Origin of the sequence: Streptomyces sp. NBC_01465, from assembly GCF_036227325.1 — a bacterium.
Lineage (GTDB): Bacteria > Actinomycetota > Actinomycetes > Streptomycetales > Streptomycetaceae > Streptomyces.
In genome coordinates, this window is record NZ_CP109467.1 from 6,882,651 (window position 1) to 6,898,587 (window position 15,937).

At 69.7% G+C, this 15,937-nt stretch carries 15 protein-coding genes; 9 read left to right on the forward strand and 6 right to left on the reverse strand.

The features are described from left to right. Positions 1-73: 73 nt before the first annotated feature. A complete protein-coding gene (locus OG707_RS32305; RefSeq protein ID WP_329124633.1) occupies positions 74-1,492 on the reverse strand; it encodes an MFS transporter in 1,419 nt (472 codons plus the stop codon). A gap of 108 nt (positions 1,493-1,600) precedes the next feature. After that, complete coding sequence (nirB, locus tag OG707_RS32310; protein ID WP_329124635.1) at positions 1,601-4,366, reverse strand: nitrite reductase large subunit NirB; 2,766 nt, start codon at positions 4,364-4,366, stop codon at positions 1,601-1,603. A 167-nt stretch (positions 4,367-4,533) separates the two neighbouring features. Here nirB and OG707_RS32315 point away from each other — a divergent pair, with 167 nt between their 5' ends. After that, on the forward strand, positions 4,534-5,277 hold the full coding sequence (locus OG707_RS32315) for a sirohydrochlorin chelatase (RefSeq protein ID WP_329124637.1): 744 nt from the start codon (positions 4,534-4,536) through the stop codon (positions 5,275-5,277). A gap of 22 nt (positions 5,278-5,299) precedes the next feature. On the opposite strand, the gene OG707_RS32320 is transcribed toward OG707_RS32315, so the two are convergent. Next, on the reverse strand, positions 5,300-5,551 hold the full coding sequence (locus tag OG707_RS32320) for a hypothetical protein (RefSeq protein ID WP_329124639.1): 252 nt from the start codon (positions 5,549-5,551) through the stop codon (positions 5,300-5,302). Between the two features lie 200 nt (positions 5,552-5,751). Between OG707_RS32320 and OG707_RS32325 the strand changes: the two genes are divergently transcribed. Next, a complete protein-coding gene (locus tag OG707_RS32325) occupies positions 5,752-6,492 on the forward strand; it encodes a hypothetical protein (protein ID WP_329124641.1) in 741 nt (246 codons plus the stop codon). 55 nt (positions 6,493-6,547) lie between these two features. Here the strand turns inward: OG707_RS32325 and OG707_RS32330 are convergent, their stop codons facing one another. Then, positions 6,548-8,032 carry an MFS transporter gene (locus OG707_RS32330; RefSeq protein WP_329124643.1) on the reverse strand — a complete coding sequence of 495 codons (1,485 nt, stop codon included), beginning with the start codon at positions 8,030-8,032 and terminating at the stop codon, positions 6,548-6,550. After that, positions 8,029-8,328 (reverse strand): hypothetical protein, encoded by a 300-nt coding sequence (locus tag OG707_RS32335; protein WP_329124645.1) that lies wholly within the window; start codon positions 8,326-8,328, stop codon positions 8,029-8,031. The genes OG707_RS32330 and OG707_RS32335 overlap by 4 nt, the downstream gene beginning before the upstream one ends. 169 nt (positions 8,329-8,497) lie before the next feature. Between OG707_RS32335 and OG707_RS32340 the strand changes: the two genes are divergently transcribed. After that, entirely contained in the window at positions 8,498-9,523 is a 1,026-nt protein-coding gene (locus OG707_RS32340) for a sigma-70 family RNA polymerase sigma factor (protein WP_329124647.1), read from the forward strand. 17 nt (positions 9,524-9,540) lie between these two features. Here the strand turns inward: OG707_RS32340 and OG707_RS32345 are convergent, their stop codons facing one another. Beyond that, on the reverse strand, positions 9,541-10,233 hold the full coding sequence (locus tag OG707_RS32345; protein WP_329124648.1) for a DUF6882 domain-containing protein: 693 nt from the start codon (positions 10,231-10,233) through the stop codon (positions 9,541-9,543). A 236-nt stretch (positions 10,234-10,469) separates the two neighbouring features. Here OG707_RS32345 and OG707_RS32350 point away from each other — a divergent pair, with 236 nt between their 5' ends. The 6 genes from OG707_RS32350 (at position 10,470) to OG707_RS32375 (ending at position 15,925) form a co-directional block, all read left to right on the forward strand. Next, the gene (locus tag OG707_RS32350; RefSeq protein WP_329124650.1) at positions 10,470-10,973 is read left to right on the forward strand and encodes a hypothetical protein; all 504 of its coding nucleotides are present in this window, start codon (positions 10,470-10,472) and stop codon (positions 10,971-10,973) included. Continuing rightward, positions 10,939-11,706, forward strand: a complete 768-nt coding sequence (locus tag OG707_RS32355) for an alpha/beta fold hydrolase (protein ID WP_329124652.1) — start codon at positions 10,939-10,941, stop codon at positions 11,704-11,706. The genes OG707_RS32350 and OG707_RS32355 overlap by 35 nt, the downstream gene beginning before the upstream one ends. A gap of 53 nt (positions 11,707-11,759) precedes the next feature. Beyond that, positions 11,760-12,341, forward strand: a complete 582-nt coding sequence (locus OG707_RS32360) for a Uma2 family endonuclease (RefSeq protein WP_329124654.1) — start codon at positions 11,760-11,762, stop codon at positions 12,339-12,341. Positions 12,342-12,500: 159 nt separating this feature from the next. Next, positions 12,501-13,373, forward strand: a complete 873-nt coding sequence (locus tag OG707_RS32365) for a hypothetical protein (RefSeq protein ID WP_329124656.1) — start codon at positions 12,501-12,503, stop codon at positions 13,371-13,373. 96 nt (positions 13,374-13,469) lie between these two features. Next, positions 13,470-15,044 (forward strand): SMI1/KNR4 family protein, encoded by a 1,575-nt coding sequence (locus OG707_RS32370; RefSeq protein ID WP_329124658.1) that lies wholly within the window; start codon positions 13,470-13,472, stop codon positions 15,042-15,044. A 296-nt stretch (positions 15,045-15,340) separates the two neighbouring features. Beyond that, the gene (locus OG707_RS32375) at positions 15,341-15,925 is read left to right on the forward strand and encodes a hypothetical protein (RefSeq protein WP_329124661.1); all 585 of its coding nucleotides are present in this window, start codon (positions 15,341-15,343) and stop codon (positions 15,923-15,925) included. The last annotated feature ends 12 nt before the right edge of the window (positions 15,926-15,937 follow it).

Genomic DNA, 15,937 nt, shown 5'->3' on the forward strand with positions numbered 1-15,937 from the left:
ACACAGCGAGCCTATAGGGGCTGCGCCCGCCCGGCTCTGAGCCGGGCGGGCGCAGGAAGGGCAGAAGTCCCGGTCAGCTGGGGGATTCGGCGCCGCGGCGGGCGTAGAACCACCAGGTGACGACCATGCAGCTCACATAGAAGCCCACGAAGCCCCACATGGCGCTGGTCACCGCGAAGTTGGCGAACAAGGCGGGGATGAAGAAGAACCCGTACGCGGCGATGGCCGCGGTGAAGCCGGTGACCGCTCCGGATTCCATCTCCGTCTGCTTCAGCGCCTTCGTGTACTCCGGGGTGCCTTCCGTCAGGCCCTTGAGGTGCTGGTTGCGGAAGATGACCGGGATCTGGCGGAACGTCGAGCCGTTGCCGATGCCGGAGAAGAAGAAGGCGGAGAGGAAGCAGAGGAAGAAGCCCCAGAAGTTGCCCGAACCGCCGCCGGTGGGAAGGAAGTTGATGACGCCGATGATCGAGGCCGCCATGCCGACGAAGGAGAGGATCGTGACGCGGGCGCCGCCGAACTTGTCCGCGATCCAGCCACCGGCCCAGCGGGCGAGCGCGCCCAGCGCCGGGCCCATCCAGGCGTACGTGGCGACCGGGTAGTCAGGGAAGGTGGTCTTGATCAGCATCGGCAGGGCCGCGGCGAAGCCGATGAAGGAGCCGAAGGTTCCGACGTACAGCCAGGTCATCAGCCAGTTGTGCTTGCGCTTGAAGATGATCTTCTGCTGGGCGAAGGACGTGGAGGCCGTCTTGAGGTTGTTCTGGCCGAACCAGGCGACGGCGGCAAGGACGATCAGGACCGGGACCCAGAGGAACGCGGCGTTCTGGAGGAAGACGGTGTTGCCGGTCTTCGCGTTGTGCTGGCCCGAGCCGATGGCGATCACCGAGCTGGTGATGACGATCGGGGTGAGCAGCTGGACGACGGAGACGCCGAGGTTGCCGAGGCCGCCGTTGATGCCGGTCGCGTTGCCCTTCTCGCGCTTGGGGAAGAAGAAGCCGATGTTGGCGAGCGAGGAGGAGAAGTTGGCGCCGCCGATGCCGCAGAGGGCGGCGATCATGGCCATCACGCCGTACGACGTGGAGGTGTCCTGGATCGCGAAGCCCAGCCAGATCAGCGGGACGATCAGGACGACGGTGGAGAGCGCGGTGAAGGTGCGCTGGCCGATCTTCGGGCCGAGGAAGGTGTAGAAGATGCGGGCCGTGCCGCCGGTCAGGCCGGGGATCGCCGTCAGCCAGAAGAGCTGCGAGGTGGAGAAGGTGAAGCCGACGTCCGTCAGGTTGGTGGCGGTGACGGACCACACCTGCCAGACGACGAAGGCGACGAGGAGGGCGGGGACCGCGATCCAGAGGTTGCGGAGGGCGACCTTGCGGCCGGTGGACTGCCAGAAGAGCTCGTTCTCCGGCTCCCAGTCGCTGATGGTTCGGCCCGGCCTGTACTGGTCGAGGTCGTACGACTGCGCGGGCGCGGCGGTCGCTTCCTGTACGGCTGGGCTCATGGCTTCGTCCTGGTGATGAGGAGGAGATCCTTGCTCCTCCAGAGTGGATCCGGACATAAGGGTGAGATCAGAGGCCTTGGTCGGCTCCTGGCGGGGCCTAGGTCCTGATCAGACCTGGTGGACGGTGAGGGCGACGTCGGGGTCGTCGAGGCAGATGCCCGTACGGAGGTCGAAGACCTGCTTGTGCATGGGGGACGTGACCACCGGGACGCCGTCCTTCGAGCCCATGACGCCGTTCGCGATGACGTCGGCGCCCGAGAAGGGGTCGCGGTTGCCGACCGCGTAGACGCGTCCCTCGCGGTCCTTGAAGAGGGCCGCCTCCGAGCCGTCGGGGAGGACCGTCGCCCGGCCGCGGCCCGGCTCTAGGTCTTCGGTGAAGGAGACGCCGTCGTCGGGGGCGGCCGTGAACGGCGCGAAGCGGCGCAGCTTCTCCGGGTCGGCGAGGACGGCCGCCCACTCGTCCTGGTACGCGGCGACATGGCGGTCCATCTGGGCTTCGAGGTCGGCGCAGAGTCCGAGGGAGTCCTCGATCAGTACGGACTTCAGGTGCTCCATGCCGCCGTCGAGCCGCTCCAGCCACGCCGAGGTGCGCTCCAGGCGCTCGGCCGTGCGCACGTAGTACATGAGGAAGCGGTCCATGAGGCGGAAGAGCTCGGCCGCGTCGAGGTCGGCGGCGAGCAGCTCGGCGTGGCGGGGCGTGGTGCCGCCGTTGCCGCACACGTACAGGTTCCAGCCGTTGGCCGTCGCGATGACGCCGATGTCCTTGCCGCGCGCCTCGGCGCACTCGCGCAGGCAGCCCGAGACGCCGCCCTTGACCTTGTGCGGGGACCGCAGCCCGCGGTAGCGCAGCTCGATGTCGATGGCGAGCTGGACCGAGTCGCCCTGGCCGAAGCGGCAGAACTTCGCGCCGACGCAGGACTTCACCGTACGGAGGGACTTGCCGTACGCGTGCCCCGACTCCATGCCCGCATCGACCAACCGCTGCCAGATGTCGGGGAGTTGGGCGGCGCGGGCGCCGAAGAGGTCGATCCGCTGGCCGCCGGTGATCTTGGTGTAGAGGCCGTAGTCGCGCGCCACCTCGCCGATGACGATGAGCGCCTCGGGGGAGATCTCGCCGCCTGGGATGCGCGGGACGACCGAATAGGTGCCGTCCTTCTGGAGGTTGGCGAGATAGAGGTCGTTGGAGTCCTGGAGCGTGGCCTGCTCGCCGTCGAGGATGTGGGACAGGCCGAGCTCGGGGGAGAGGGTGCCGAGGACGTTGCCGACGACCGGCTTGCAGACCGCGCAGCCTTCGCCGGTGCCGTACTTCTGGAGGAGTTCGGTGAAGGAGCGGATGTGCTCGTCGCGTACGGCCGCGTAGATCTCGGAGCGGGAGAGCGCGAAGTGCTCGCAGAGCCCCTTGGGCTTCTCGATGCCGGCGGCCGCCAGCTCGGCGTCGAGCACCGCCTGGAGGGTGCCGGCGCAGCCGCCGCAGCCGGTGCCGGCCTTGGTGCACTGCTTGATGCCGCCGAGGTCGGTGAGGCCGTTGTCGGCGACGGCCGCGCGGACCGCGCCCTTGGTGACGTTGTGGCAGCTGCAGAGGACGGCGTCGTCGGGGAGGGAGTCCGCGCCCGGGACCTCGGCGCCGTTCGCGGGCAGGACGTACGCCTCGGCGGGGCCGGGGAGTTGGCGGCCCGCGTGCGGCTTGAGCGAGCCGTACGCGTCCGCGTCGCCGACCAGGATTCCGCCGAGGAGGGCGCCGTCGGGGCCGAGCAGCAGCTTCTTGTAGACGCCCTCGCGCTCGTCGGAGAAGACGACGGAGACGGCGCCGGAGGTCTGATCGGCCTCGGCGAAGGGGTCGCCGAAGGACGCCACGTCGGCGCCCATGAGCTTCAGCTTGGTGGAGGTGTCGGCGCCGGTGAAGGTCAACTGGCCTTCTCCCGCAAGGGATTCGGCGACTGTCTCGGCCATCTGATAGCCGGGCGCGACCAGGCCGTAGACCCGCCCGTCGACGGTCTGCGCGCACTCGCCGATCGCGTAGATGTACGGATCGCTGGTGCGGCAGTGGTCGTCGACCACCACACCGCCTCGGTCGCCCACAGCGAGCCCGCATTCGCGCGCGAGGCGGTCGCGGGGCCGTACGCCCGCGGAGAAGACGACCAGGTCGGCGTCGATGTGCTCGCCGTTGTTGAGCCGCAGCCCGCAGGCGGTGCCGTCGCCGTCGAGGGCGACCTCCTGCGCGCCGACCCCGGTGTGGACGGCGACGCCCATCGACTCGATGGTGGCGCGGAGCGCGGCCGCGCCGCCGTCGTCGACCTGCAGCGGCATGAGGCGCGGGGCGAACTCCACGACGTGGGTCTTCAGCCCGAGCGTGCGCAGCGCGCCCGCCGCTTCGAGGCCGAGGAGACCGCCGCCGACGACGACACCGGTGGTGCGGGTCTCGTCCTCGGAGTAGGCGGTCAGTGTCTCGACGTCGTAGAGCGTGCGGTACGTGAAGCAGCCCGGGGCGTCGGCGCCGGGGACCGGCGGCACGAAGGGGTACGAGCCGGTGGCGACGACCAGGGCGTCGTAGGCAATGGTGGCGCCGGAGGTGGTGGTGACGGTCCGGTCGGCGCGGTCGATGGTCTCGGCGGGGTCGCCGAGACGGAGGTCGATGCCGTACTGCGCCATGAACCCCGGTGCGGCGAGGGAGAGTTCGTCGGGCGAGGCGCCGGTGAAGGCGGAGGAAAGGTGCACGCGGTCGTACGCGGGACGGTCCTCCTCGGCGAGGACGACGACCTCCCAGCCGGGCCCGTCGGGGGCGGCAGGGTCGATGAGCGCGCCGCGCTCGGCCAGGGCTTCGAGGAGGCGGTGGCCCACCATTCCGTGGCCGATGAGCACAAGGGTCTGCACCATGGTGTGCACGCTCCGTCGCAGGTCGTAAGGGGTCCTGACCTCCGACGTTAGGCGTACGGGAGGCGCGGCCGGCCCGGTAAAGGACCTGTATGGACGGGACCAGTGGCCCTGGAGGAGGGGGCGTCCGGAGCGCTGTGCGCGGGCACGGTCCGCGTAGCGTCGAAGCCGTGTTCACTTCTGACTCACCCGCACTCGTCCTCGCCGTGCACGGCAGCGCCGCGCCCGGGGCGTCCGCCACGATCGGAAGCCTCGCCGACACCGTCGAGGCGCTGAGTGGTGTCCGGCCGGTGGTCGGACACCTGGACCACCAGAGCCCTTCGCTGGCCACGGCGCTGGCTGGGGTGGGGGAAGCGCGAGCCGTGGTCGTACCGCTGCTGCTGGGGGACGGCTACCACCGGACGGTCGACATCCCCGCTGTCGTCGAAGCGGCGCGGGACCGCCTGGACTGCGTACTCACGGAGGGCCTGAGCGGCGAGCAGGACGTGGCGCTCGCGCTGTACGGGCGGCTGCGCGAGGCGGAGTGCCGGGCAGGTGAGCGGGCGGACGCGATCGTCGTAGCCGCGGCGGGATCGACGCGCCCCGGCGGAAACGACGGGGCGCGCACCGCCACGGACCAGCTGCGCGCACTCCTCGAACCCGAGCGCGGCCCCGTCCCGCTGCTGACCGCGTACTGCTCGGCGGCCGGGCCGACGGTGGTCGAGGCGGTCGCGCTACTGCGTTCCGCGGGCCACAAGCGGATCGCCGTGGCCACACATCTGCTCGCGCCCGGCCGCTTCACGGACGCGCTGGCGCGCTCGGGGGCCTGGACGGTGGCGGACCCGCTGGCCGACCACCCGCGGATCGCGCGCGCGGTGATCGCCCGCTACGAGACAGCGCTGCGGACCAGCCGTGCCGTGGCCCTGACGGCCTGAACTCCCGCTGCTGTACGGGGAGTTACGACCGATCGTCGGCGAGCCGACGCACAAGCCCGGCGAAGGCGGCCTCCTCGGCGGGTGTGAGGACGACCTCCTCGCCGGAGTGCCCGCGCGGGGCGGGGACGTGGCGCAAGGGCTGCCCGGTGCGCCAGACGGAGACCACGAAGCGGTCCCGCCGCATGATGCGGACGAGCCCGACGACCCAGGCCACGGTCGCCAGGAGGAGGACGGCCAGACCTATCTGCTGAATGACGGAGACGTGCGGAAGCATGCGCCCCAGTAGACAGCACGAACCAGGACGTATGGCAGGGGTGAATGGGACTTAAGTCCCGAAGGTGACGCATCTCGCAGGTAGCCCGTTCGGACCCCCCGGGCGGCAAGCGAAAGTAACACAGGGTGAGCTGACGTAACTGAGCGAGAAGTCCGAAGGTGCCGCGCCTCGCGGAGCCGCTTCTCCCACGGAGGATCGCCTTGCGCCTCACCCGAATACTCGCGGCCACGGTCGCCGCAGTGACCCTGTCCTCGTTCGCGCCCGCGGTGGCCGCCCCCGCGCACCCGAACCCGCCGGTGGAACCGACCCAGGCCGGCTGTGACATGGAGAAGGACCCGGGCTGCTTCAACCTGTACGCGGCCCCCGGCGGCTGGGCGAAGATCGACTTCGACCCGGACGTGCAGCAGGCACTCGACGACGCGGGGGTGTCGTTCAAGTTCATCGCCCCCTGGAAGGGCGTGCCGGGCGGTGCCGCCAACTCCGGCGTGTACATGCCGGTGGGTTCGCGCCTGGACGGCATGAGGTGGGACACCCGCATCACCTACCCCGGCGGCTGGATCGCCTCCAGCAAGGACAAGAAGCACACGTTCTCGTTCAATGGGGCGTCCCTGCGTATCGAACCGCTGGTGACAGGGTTCTATGTGGCGCCGTGGCTGGACGGGAAGCAGCCGTACGGCAAGGACGCGAAGATGCTCAACATGAGCATCATCCAGGCGCTGACCGAGGGCACCCTCTTCGGTCCGCACTTCGACGACGGGAAGTTCGCCTGGGGGCCGACCGGCATCAGGCTGTTCAGCACCGTCGAGTTCGCCAAGGGCTTCCAGATGCTGGGCGTCCCGGTGAAGGCCGGCCAGGAGATCGGCAAGATCACGGTCCGCTGGGGCAGCGAGCAGTTGTGGGACAAGACCCGCGACCACCTGATGGGCGCGACCGGGCAGTAGCCGCAAACGCCGGGACCCGGGCCGAGGCCCGGGTCCCGGCGTCCTTTGTGCTGCGTCAGGCGGGGTCGTAGGTGGGCTCCAGGTTGTGTGGGGTCTCTGGTGTGGTGGCGGGTTCGCCGCGGGTGTTGGGGGCGCGCAGCGCGATGGCTCCTGCTGCCACGAGGCAGAGGGCGCTGATGAGCAGGGCCCGCTGGAATCCGGCGGTGAGTGCCTCCGGAGGCGGGGTGTGGGCGGCCAGCAGGTGGCTGGTGCGGCTGGTCGCGATTCCGGTGAACACCGCCAGGCCGAGCGCGGAACCGAGCTGGAAAGAGGTGGTGATCAGGGCCGCGGCCAGTCCAGCCTGATCCTCCGGCACGCCCGCGTTCGCGGCCGTTTGCACACCGGCGTACAGCAGTCCGAGTCCGGCCCCCATGAGCACGAGCGGGGCGAGCAGATTGCCGAGATAGGTGCCGTCCACCGGGATGCGGGAGAGCCACCAGATGCCACCGGCGGCGAGGAGCGCACCGGAGACGATGACCGGACGGGTCCCGGTCCGTACGAACATCCTCGTCGCCACCGTCGAGCCGAACCCGATGCCGACGGTCACCGGCAGATACGAGACCCCGGTCCGCAGCTGGGAGTAGCCCAGGACGTTCTGCATGTACAGAGTGACGAAGAAGAACATCGAGTAGAACCCGGCCCAGGCGATCACCTGGGTGGCATCGGCTGCGGCCAGCCCCCTGATCCGGAAGATCGACATCGGGACCAGCGGACGGTCGTGCCGCTGCTCATTGGCCACGAACGCGGCCATCAGCGCCGCCGATGCGGCCAGCCCGCCGATGGTGCGGCCCGTACCCCAGCCCTCGTCCGGCGCCTTCACCAGCGTGAAGATCAGCAGCAGCATGCCGGAGGTGACAAGGACCGCACCGACCGCGTCGAAACCGCCCGGCACGGAGCGGCCGTGGTCGGCCTTCAGGATGCGGAACGCCCCGAACAGCACCAGCGCGCACAGCGGGAGGTTCACGAAGAACACCCAGCGCCAGCCGAGGTCCTGGGTGAGCAGCCCGCCGAAGAACACCCCGACCGCGGCGGCCAGCCCGCTGATCCCGGCCCACACACCCAGCGCCTTGTGCCGGTCGGAGCCCTGGAAGGTGGTGGTCAGGATGGACAGCGCGGCCGGGGACATCATCGCCGCCCCGAACCCCTGGGCGAGCCGGGCGCCGACCAACAGCCCCTGGCTGTCGGCCAGTCCGCAGGCCAGCGAGGAGGCCGCGAACAGCAGAGTCCCGGCGATCAGCAGCCGCCGCCGCCCCAGCAGGTCCCCGGCCCGGCCGCCCAGCAGCAGGAACCCGCCGTAGGTGATCAGATAGCCGCTGACCACCCACTGCAGGTTCTGCACCGAGAACCCCAGATGCGTACGGATGGTCGGCAGCGCGACGTTCACGATCGAGCCGTCCACGACGTCCAGGAACGTCACCGCGCACAGCAGGGCGAGGGTGACCCTGCCGCGCCCGGTCGCCAGGAACGACCCCTCGGGCGGTGCGGCAATGGCGCCGCTCACGACGTGGCGGCTTCCAGTACGGGGCCGACCTCGACCCCGCCGCCGACGCGCAGCACCGGGCAGTCCTTGGCCAGCGCGAGGGCTGCGTCCATGTCCTCGGCGGACACCACCGAGTAGGCGACCATCCGGGAGCCGCTGCCGCCGACGTCGCCGAGCGAGGCGTATGCGGTCACCGCGTGGCCGACGTCCACCAGAGCCGAGCCCAGCCCGCCGAACCAGGCCCGCCACTCGGCCGGGGTCCCGGCGTCGGGTACGTAGTCGGAGGGCACACGGAAGGAGAAAACGTATGTGGTCATGGGGAGTTGTCCTCTTCTGCATCCGGGGCGCGTCCCGGACCGGGACCGCCTCCAATCGGGTAGACGCCGGCAGTTCCGCGGAATTGGGCGTGCGGACACCGCCCAGTTCGCGGGGCCGCCGGCGTCGGTACTTTCAGACGAGCCGAAAGAAAGGCGAGGATGCATGCCGATGGAGATGGAGAGGGACACGACGGACCTGATCGAGCGGGCCCGGGCAGGCGACCACAACGCGTTCCGCGAACTGGTCCAGGGCCACTCCCACGAGTTGCAGGTGCACTGCTACCGCATCCTGGGATCCCTGCAGGACGCCGAGGACGCGCTCCAGGAGACCCTCGTGTCGGCCTGGCGTAACCTCGGCGAGTTCGGCGAGCGGTCCTCACTCAGGACCTGGCTCTACAAGATCGCGACCAACCGGTGCCTGAGCATGCTGCGCGCCGACAGCCGACGCCCCCGCATCGTCCCCCCGCTGCCCGAGGCCACCCTGCCCGATCCCTCAGGCGCGGGTGACGCCCCTCCCTGGTTGGAGCCGTACCCCGACGTCCTGCTCGACCACCTCGTAGACCAACGCCCCGGCCCCGAGGCCCGCTACGAGACCACCGAGGCCATCTCCCTGGCCTTCATCACCGCCCTGCAACTGCTGCCCCCACGCCAACGCGCCGCGCTGGTCCTGCGCGACGTCCTGGGCTACCGCGCCGCCGAAGCCGCCCAAATGCTGGACACCACCCAGGAATCCATAAGCAGCGCCCTCAAGCGCGCTCGCGCCACGGTCGACCACCACCTCGCCGACTCCCACAGCACCGTGACCACCAACAGCACCGCCGAACACCGGATCGTCGCCCGGTTCACCGACGCCCTGGAACGCGCGGACCTGGACGCCCTGGTCGCACTGCTCGTCACCGACGTGAGGCTCTCCATGCCCCCGGCCATGCTGGAGTACCGCGGCATCGAATCGGCCCAACGCCTCTTCGCCGCCGTCACTTTCCGCCCCGGCCACACCTACCGCGTGGTCCCCACCCGAGCCAACGGCCAGCCCGCCTTCGGCCTGTATCTGGCCGACGCCCACGCCAGTGTCCACCGCGCCTACTGCCTGCTGGTCGTCACCACAGCCGGCGACCGCATCACCGCCATCACCAGCTTCAACACCGACGTCATGACGCGCTTCGGACTGCCCCGAACGCTTCCCGAAACGGACTGACACAAACTGCTGGAGTACTAGGCAGACACTGGCCCGGCGTTGATGCCCGAGATACGACCGGCTGAGTCGAAGGAGACCACCGCAGCAACCCCGTTGGGCAGAGTCGCCGTGATCTGGTCGGCCGCCTCCTGCACCGGGACGCCGTGCAGGGCGAACCAGCCGTTGACCACCAGCCGCGGCGAGCGTGCGAAAAGCTGTGCGCCGGTGAGCAGATGGCGCGGCATGGTGACCGGGTCCAGTCGCGCGGGCTGGAGTTTCGGGTCTTGCGGCACGAAGTAGACCCGGGTCTCCGGGCCGCCCTCCTGACCGATGTAGCCAGGCGAGCCGAGCACTGCCATACCGAGGAAGGCCAGCGCCTCGGCGGCCCGGCGCGGATCGGCGAAACGGGCTAGTGACACGCCCTCCTGCTGCAGTTCCACGATGCCGTGACGGCGGCCGAAGTCGGCCAGTCGCGCGCTGGCAGCGACGACTTCACTGCCGCGCAGCCCCGGGTTTGCCCAGCCCCACAGCCAGGTCTGCTCGGCCAGGTCGTAGCTGCCCAGCAGTCCCACCCGAAGGCTTCGGCCGCCCGACTCGTAGCGGCACTGGTCCAGATCTGCCGTCCACGGGCCAGCCGGGAAGGCCTCGTCGATCACTTCCAGCTGTTGTACGCCCCAGGCCGCGTGGTACTCGGCGGCGTGCAGGAAGGCGTCGGAGAATGCTGTGGTCATCGGGGCAGCCTAGCCGTGGACACGCCGACGGCCGTCAGCGGCGCCAGCCCCAGGTCGGCAGGGGGAGGGCACTCATCTGGACCGTGGGGTGGTGACGTTTGTGTGGCCGCGATCGCTTGGTTTTGCGGGGGAGTGATAGGTGCTCCGTCGTAGGAACCAAGCGAGGGGCGGGAGTTGTGGTGGCGTCGGGTGAGGATAAGCGACGGGCGCCGGCGGCTGGGGAGATGCGGGTGGGCGTGGCTGCGTTCGTGCGGCGGGTCACTGTGCGGAATCGGCTGCCGCTGGACTACTCGGTGGCGAGCTTGCGTGTGGTGGACCGCATCGTCGACGGCCTGCGGACCGCCGGGCCGGAGCGGGCGAATGTTGCACAGGAGCTGTTCTGGCTCGGGGCCTATGTGGGCGAGGTGTTCGTGCGGCGGGCCGGCGCGGTGTGGGTGGATTTCGACGCGGGGCAGCGGGAGTTCTTCAGGCAGGCTGTTGGCGTGCGGATGCCGGACGGGCGGGTATGGAATCCGATCGGCAAGGTGGCCAAGCGGTTTGACGTCGGGGTGGAGGAGTCCGTGCAGCGGATGTATCTGTTGCTGCACGGTCGGGCAGGCACGGGTCGACGGGAACCGGAGGCGGTATTGACGGTGGTGCGCAAGCCGGAGACGCTGCGACACGTCGCACGGCCGACTGCCCCGGTGCCACAGGAGGAATGCCATCATGACGATCCCTCACCGCCTCATCGGTTCCGGTGACCACAAGGTCCTGGTCCTCCACGACTGGTTCGGCACCAGTGCGGGCTGGGGCCCCTTCCTGGAGTATCTGGACGGCGATGCCTTCAGCTACGCCTTCATGGATTACCGGGGCTACGGTGTGCGCAAGGACGTCCCCGGCGAACTCACCCTCGCCGAGATCGCGGACGACGCGCTCGCCCTCGCCGACCAACTCGGCTGGGAACGCTTCTCCTTGATCGGCCACTCCATGGGCGGCAAGGCCGTCCAGCAGGTCCTGGCCCAGGCTCCGCAGCGCGTACGCAAGCTCGTCGGTCTTGCCCCTGTCCCCGCGGATCCGTACCCGCTCGATGCCGACGGAGAGGCCCTCTTCTACGGTGCCGCCGAGGACCGCGACAAGCGGTTCACGATCCTCGATCTGGTGACGGGGCGGCGCGCCGGCCGGGTGTGGCTCAACCGCATGGTCGACCAGTCGTTGGAGCTCTCCACTCGTGAGGCGTTCGGCGGCTACGTCCGCGGCTGGGTCTCCGTCGACCTGACGGACAAGATCAAGGGCAGCCCGGTCCCCGTCAAGGTCGTCGTCGGCGCTTTCGACCTGGCCCTGACCGCGGACGTGATGCGCGGGACCTGGCTCGCGCACTATCCCAACGCCGAACTCGAAGAGCTCGCGGGCTCCGGCCACTACCCCATGTACGAGACCCCGGTCGCACTGGCGGCCACCCTGGAGACGTTCCTCGGCGGGCCGAACGGCATGTAGAGCCGCTGCGGCTTTCGGCGGGGGCAGTCGCCCCAGGCGATAGGTTCGGCTACATGGAATCGCAGCGGGAAATCTACCGGCACCTCCGCGAGCGCCGCGACCTCCTCACCCCCGCCCCTCATTTCACCTGGCCAGAGATCAGTGACGGTCAGATCCTGATCACCCTGTCACCGTCGCCTCGGCATGACTTTGTCGTGCACAGGATCTCCCAGCAGCTCACCCGGCAGATCAACGTCGAGCTCATCGCACCCACGCTCGGCGACGTCGAGGACGAGGAGAAGGGCAAGCTGCGCCGTCCCGATGTCATCGTGATCCCCGAATCGGCATTCGACACCGACGCCAAGGGACTCGACCCCAGGGAAATCCTCCTGGCCGTCGAGGTCGTGTCACCGAACAACCCGGAGAACGACTACGAGGCCAAGCTGTGCGACTACCCGGTCATGGGCATCCCGCACTACCTGATCGTCGATCCCCGCGACGGGACGTGCCGCCACCACTGGGAGATCGTCGAGGGAGAGGGCCGGACCCGGTACGACGCGCACGTCCCGTACAGATTCGGCGATCTCATCACCATCGGCGAGTGGACCGTGGACACGGGCACACTGCCTCGCTACGACGGAACGACCGTGCGATGAGCGCGGTCTGTCGTGGTGTGGGCGAGGCGGCGTGATCACGTGAAGTGACCTTGTGTGTACGAAGGTTGCTGTAGCGTTACGCAAATAGAGCGGCCCCCGTGCTGGGTGCAACCAGCGACGAGGGCCTACATCGCCTAGTGGATACGAGGTCCACCGGAAATGCTGCGCCATGCTATCGCGCCTGCCCGTTTCTTCAGCCAGGTGCCGAACGAGATCATCCGCCACCCCAGGCTCGGCTCCGACGCTGTACGCCTGCTCCTCTGGCAGCTCTCCCTCGCACCCGGGGCCGACGAGCCCCTCTCCGAGAGCGCCCGGCGGGCCGGGGTCAAGAAGTCGGGCTTTCAGCGCGCCAAGGAGGAGCTGAAGGCGGAGGGGTTCCTGCACGAGTGGCGGGAGCAGAAGGTGCGTGGGCGGTGGGGCACTGTGCAGCTCGTGTCGAATGTGCCGCTCACGGCTGAGGAGGCCGTGCTGGTCCGGGACGGGGTTCCGCCGACGGACGTCCCACCGGCCGTCGGTCAGCCGACCCGTCGGGTCGTCGGCCGTTATCCAGAGCAAACCGATCAGGACAACACCCCCCAACCTCCCGCGCCGGAGGCGGCCCGCCGGATCGTCGAGGAACTGGAGCTACTCGACCCGCGGCTGCGCGTACCGCGAGGGATGCTCGCCGAGTTGGCCGGGCTGGCGGGGGAGTGGCTCGGGTGCGGGCACACGGAGGGAGGCGTACGGGAGGCGATCCGGCGCGGGATGCCGGGGCGTGAGGTGGCCGTTCGGCACCCTGGTGGGCTGGTCAGGTACGTACTGCGTGAGGTGCCGCCGGTTCCTTCGGCGGACATTCAACTGCCGCCCCGTGTTGCGCAGATGGTGGAGTGCGCGGGTGACCACACGCAGTCGCTCCTCTTCCAACCGGTCGCCGACGAGGACCGATGCGGTGTGTGCCGTCAGGGGCAGGCCGAGGCGGCTGGGAGCGGTTCGACCGCTGCCCGGGGCGCGGCGGCTGCGCGGGCTGCCATGCGGGGTTGGGTGCCTGCCTGACCGGGGGTGACGTTCCGGGCGGCTCGGGCGCTGGGATCAGGGGAGAGGTGTGCGGGAGAGCCGGGTGCACGCCCACCGAGAGCACGGGAGCAGCGCATGGTGGAGCAGGCAGTACGGCCGGTAGTCGAGGCGATCGTCGCGAGTGCCCCCGATGGCTGGACGCACGCGGTGCTGTACGCCCGAGCGGGTCGGGGCGGTACCTCGGTGAGCGGCGGGTACACCCCGCAGATGGGCCGCTGGGGAGTCAGCGTGCCCAATCCGTACGCGGAACTCATGGCTCTGGCGGAGGTATTGCGCAAGCGATGCGGGTGGGAATCCTCCAGCCTTGAGATCCGGTGCCGGCCGTCCGGTGAGTACCGGCTCGTGGCCTTCGACACTTCGGTCACCCGGGTGACCGGTCTGGACAGTGGGTTCGATGTCGTCCTGGACCCTGACTGCCAGTTGCCTCAGCCTGGTTTTGCCCAGGAGCCTGGTACCGCCGCGCCGGCCGGTGACCCCGAGGTGGCCGTCGCCCGCTTCCGCGCCTATCTGGAGCGGCGCGCGGAGATCCTCGGTCGGCCCGAAGAACTGCCGCCGCCGGCGACCGCTGCCGAGATCGACGAAGCCGAACGCCGTCTGGGGCGGCGGCTGCCCGCCGACCTGCGGGCGCTGTACGAGATCGCCGACGGCAGCATGGGGGACGAGGAGCGCTACCTCTTCGAGGGCAACGCCTGGCTGCCGCTGGACAGTCTCCGCTCGGAGTCCGACGAGTGGGAAGGTGGTCAACGACCCTGGTTCGGCTGGGACTTGGAGTGGGATGCAGTCGTTTTCGACGCCGCCCCCGCCGATACTGTCCGCCGCTGCGGCGCCCACCCCGGCTGGTTGAACTTCGCGACCCGCTCGGACGGCAACTACCTTGCCATCGACATGGACCCCGCCCGCAGCGGTCGCCCCGGCCAGATCATTTACACCGGCCGTGACTATGACGCCGGGCCCGCCTACGTCGCGGACTCGATCACGTCCCTCCTCGGGCACTACCTGGAACTGCTCGACCAGGGCGCGTACGACAAGGACGGGGACTACATCAGCCTGCGCGAGCCCGCCGGCGAGGACGGCGCGCAGCAGATCATCGGAGACATTCCCGACGAGGTCCCGCCCACACTCCAGGCCATCCACATCAACGACGCCACAGGCCCGGTCGACCTCACCCCGCTCACCGCCGCGCCCCGTCTGCGCCGCCTGCACCTCAACCGCTCCACCGCCGCCGACCTGGCGCCGGTACGCGAACTGCCCGTCGAAGACCTGCGCCTAGCCCTCGACTCCGGCGATCTGACCCCGCTCGCGGGCCACCCCCACCTCGCCTCCCTCGACCTGACCACCACCGTCCCCGTCGACATCGCCCCGCTGCGCACCGTCCCGCACCTCCGTGGCCTCGACCTCTCCGGCGCCGATGTCCCCGATCCGACGGTCCTGGCCCAACTGGCGGAGCTGCGCTACCTCTCCCTTACGGGACCCCAGTGGGCCGCCCTGCTGGACGGGGCGGCCGGAGCGCCGCCCACCCTCGCCGCCGCCCGGCTGTCGGGTGCGGACGTCTCCCTCGACGACGCCCTTGCCTGGGCGGCCCGCCTCGGCATCGACACCGGGGGCGCCCTCCGGATGACCGGCACCCTCGGGTCCACGGACGTGAAATGAGATCGACGATGAGAACGCAGTCCAGTGGTGCCGCGTTCTTCCTGCCGCTGGCCATGCTTCTGGTGGGCTGTTCCGCACAAGGACATGGGGACGCGGCCGAGCCCGTGGCGTCGCCCGCAGCGAAGAATGAACAGGCGCCCACCCCGGACACCACGCCGCCACCGCGAACCCCAGGCGACTTCCTGGACCGGGCGGAAAGAGCCATGGCGGCTGAAAAGGGCTGGACTTTCCGGGTCAGGGGAAGCGAAGTCCTGATCCTGCAGGGCCAACGGAGCGCCGCCACCTACAAATCGACGGTGAATCGGACGCAGGAACCCCTGGCGCTCCACGCCTCCGGCGCGACGCTCAGCAAGGGCCGCAGCAAGCCGGAGCAGATCTACGCGATCGGGGGCGAGGTCTACGTCCGCGCGGGAAGCGCCGCGTGGAAGCGCGGCCCGGCGAGCGACCCCGAGATGCAGAACAAGGTGGAAGACCTGGTGGCCGCCACAGCCGAATTCGTCCAGTACGCGGACCAGGACGCCCACGCCGTCCAGCTGACCAAGAGCGCCGGCACGGTCCAGCTCCGCGTGCACGTTGCCTCGCAGAAGCTCTCGGCGGTGCGAGACCGGCCGTACGTGAAGAAGGCGGTGCGCGAGCTGCGCCCGATCCTTGAGCAGCTGCGGAATGCGGGGGTCGCAGCAGCCGAGAATCAGCTCACGCTGGACCGGCTGGAGGAGACGCTGGTGCTGAACCCGACGACGTACAGGGTCATTTCACACCGCTTCCGCTTCACCTTCCTGATTCCGTACAACGGCCGGAGCATCACGTACAGCCAGGATGTGACGGAGGGAAGTCTCGAAACCTTCAGCGGCGAGATCGCGCTCCCTGCCGGGGCGAACTGAGCGACGAGAACC

Excerpts from the sequence above, each read along its gene's own strand:
- OG707_RS32305 (WP_329124633.1), bottom strand. The coding sequence starts at position 1,492 with ATGAGCCCAGCCGTACAGGAAGCGACCGCCGCGCCCGCGCAGTCGTAC.
- nirB (WP_329124635.1), bottom strand. The coding sequence starts at position 4,366 with ATGGTGCAGACCCTTGTGCTCATCGGCCACGGAATGGTGGGCCACCGC.
- OG707_RS32320 (WP_329124639.1), bottom strand. The coding sequence starts at position 5,551 with ATGCTTCCGCACGTCTCCGTCATTCAGCAGATAGGTCTGGCCGTCCTC.
- OG707_RS32335 (WP_329124645.1), bottom strand. The coding sequence starts at position 8,328 with ATGACCACATACGTTTTCTCCTTCCGTGTGCCCTCCGACTACGTACCC.
- OG707_RS32340 (WP_329124647.1), top strand. The coding sequence starts at position 8,498 with ATGGAGATGGAGAGGGACACGACGGACCTGATCGAGCGGGCCCGGGCA.
- OG707_RS32345 (WP_329124648.1), bottom strand. The coding sequence starts at position 10,233 with ATGACCACAGCATTCTCCGACGCCTTCCTGCACGCCGCCGAGTACCAC.
- OG707_RS32355 (WP_329124652.1), top strand. The coding sequence starts at position 10,939 with ATGACGATCCCTCACCGCCTCATCGGTTCCGGTGACCACAAGGTCCTG.
- OG707_RS32360 (WP_329124654.1), top strand. The coding sequence starts at position 11,760 with ATGGAATCGCAGCGGGAAATCTACCGGCACCTCCGCGAGCGCCGCGAC.
- OG707_RS32365 (WP_329124656.1), top strand. The coding sequence starts at position 12,501 with ATGCTGCGCCATGCTATCGCGCCTGCCCGTTTCTTCAGCCAGGTGCCG.
- OG707_RS32370 (WP_329124658.1), top strand. The coding sequence starts at position 13,470 with ATGGTGGAGCAGGCAGTACGGCCGGTAGTCGAGGCGATCGTCGCGAGT.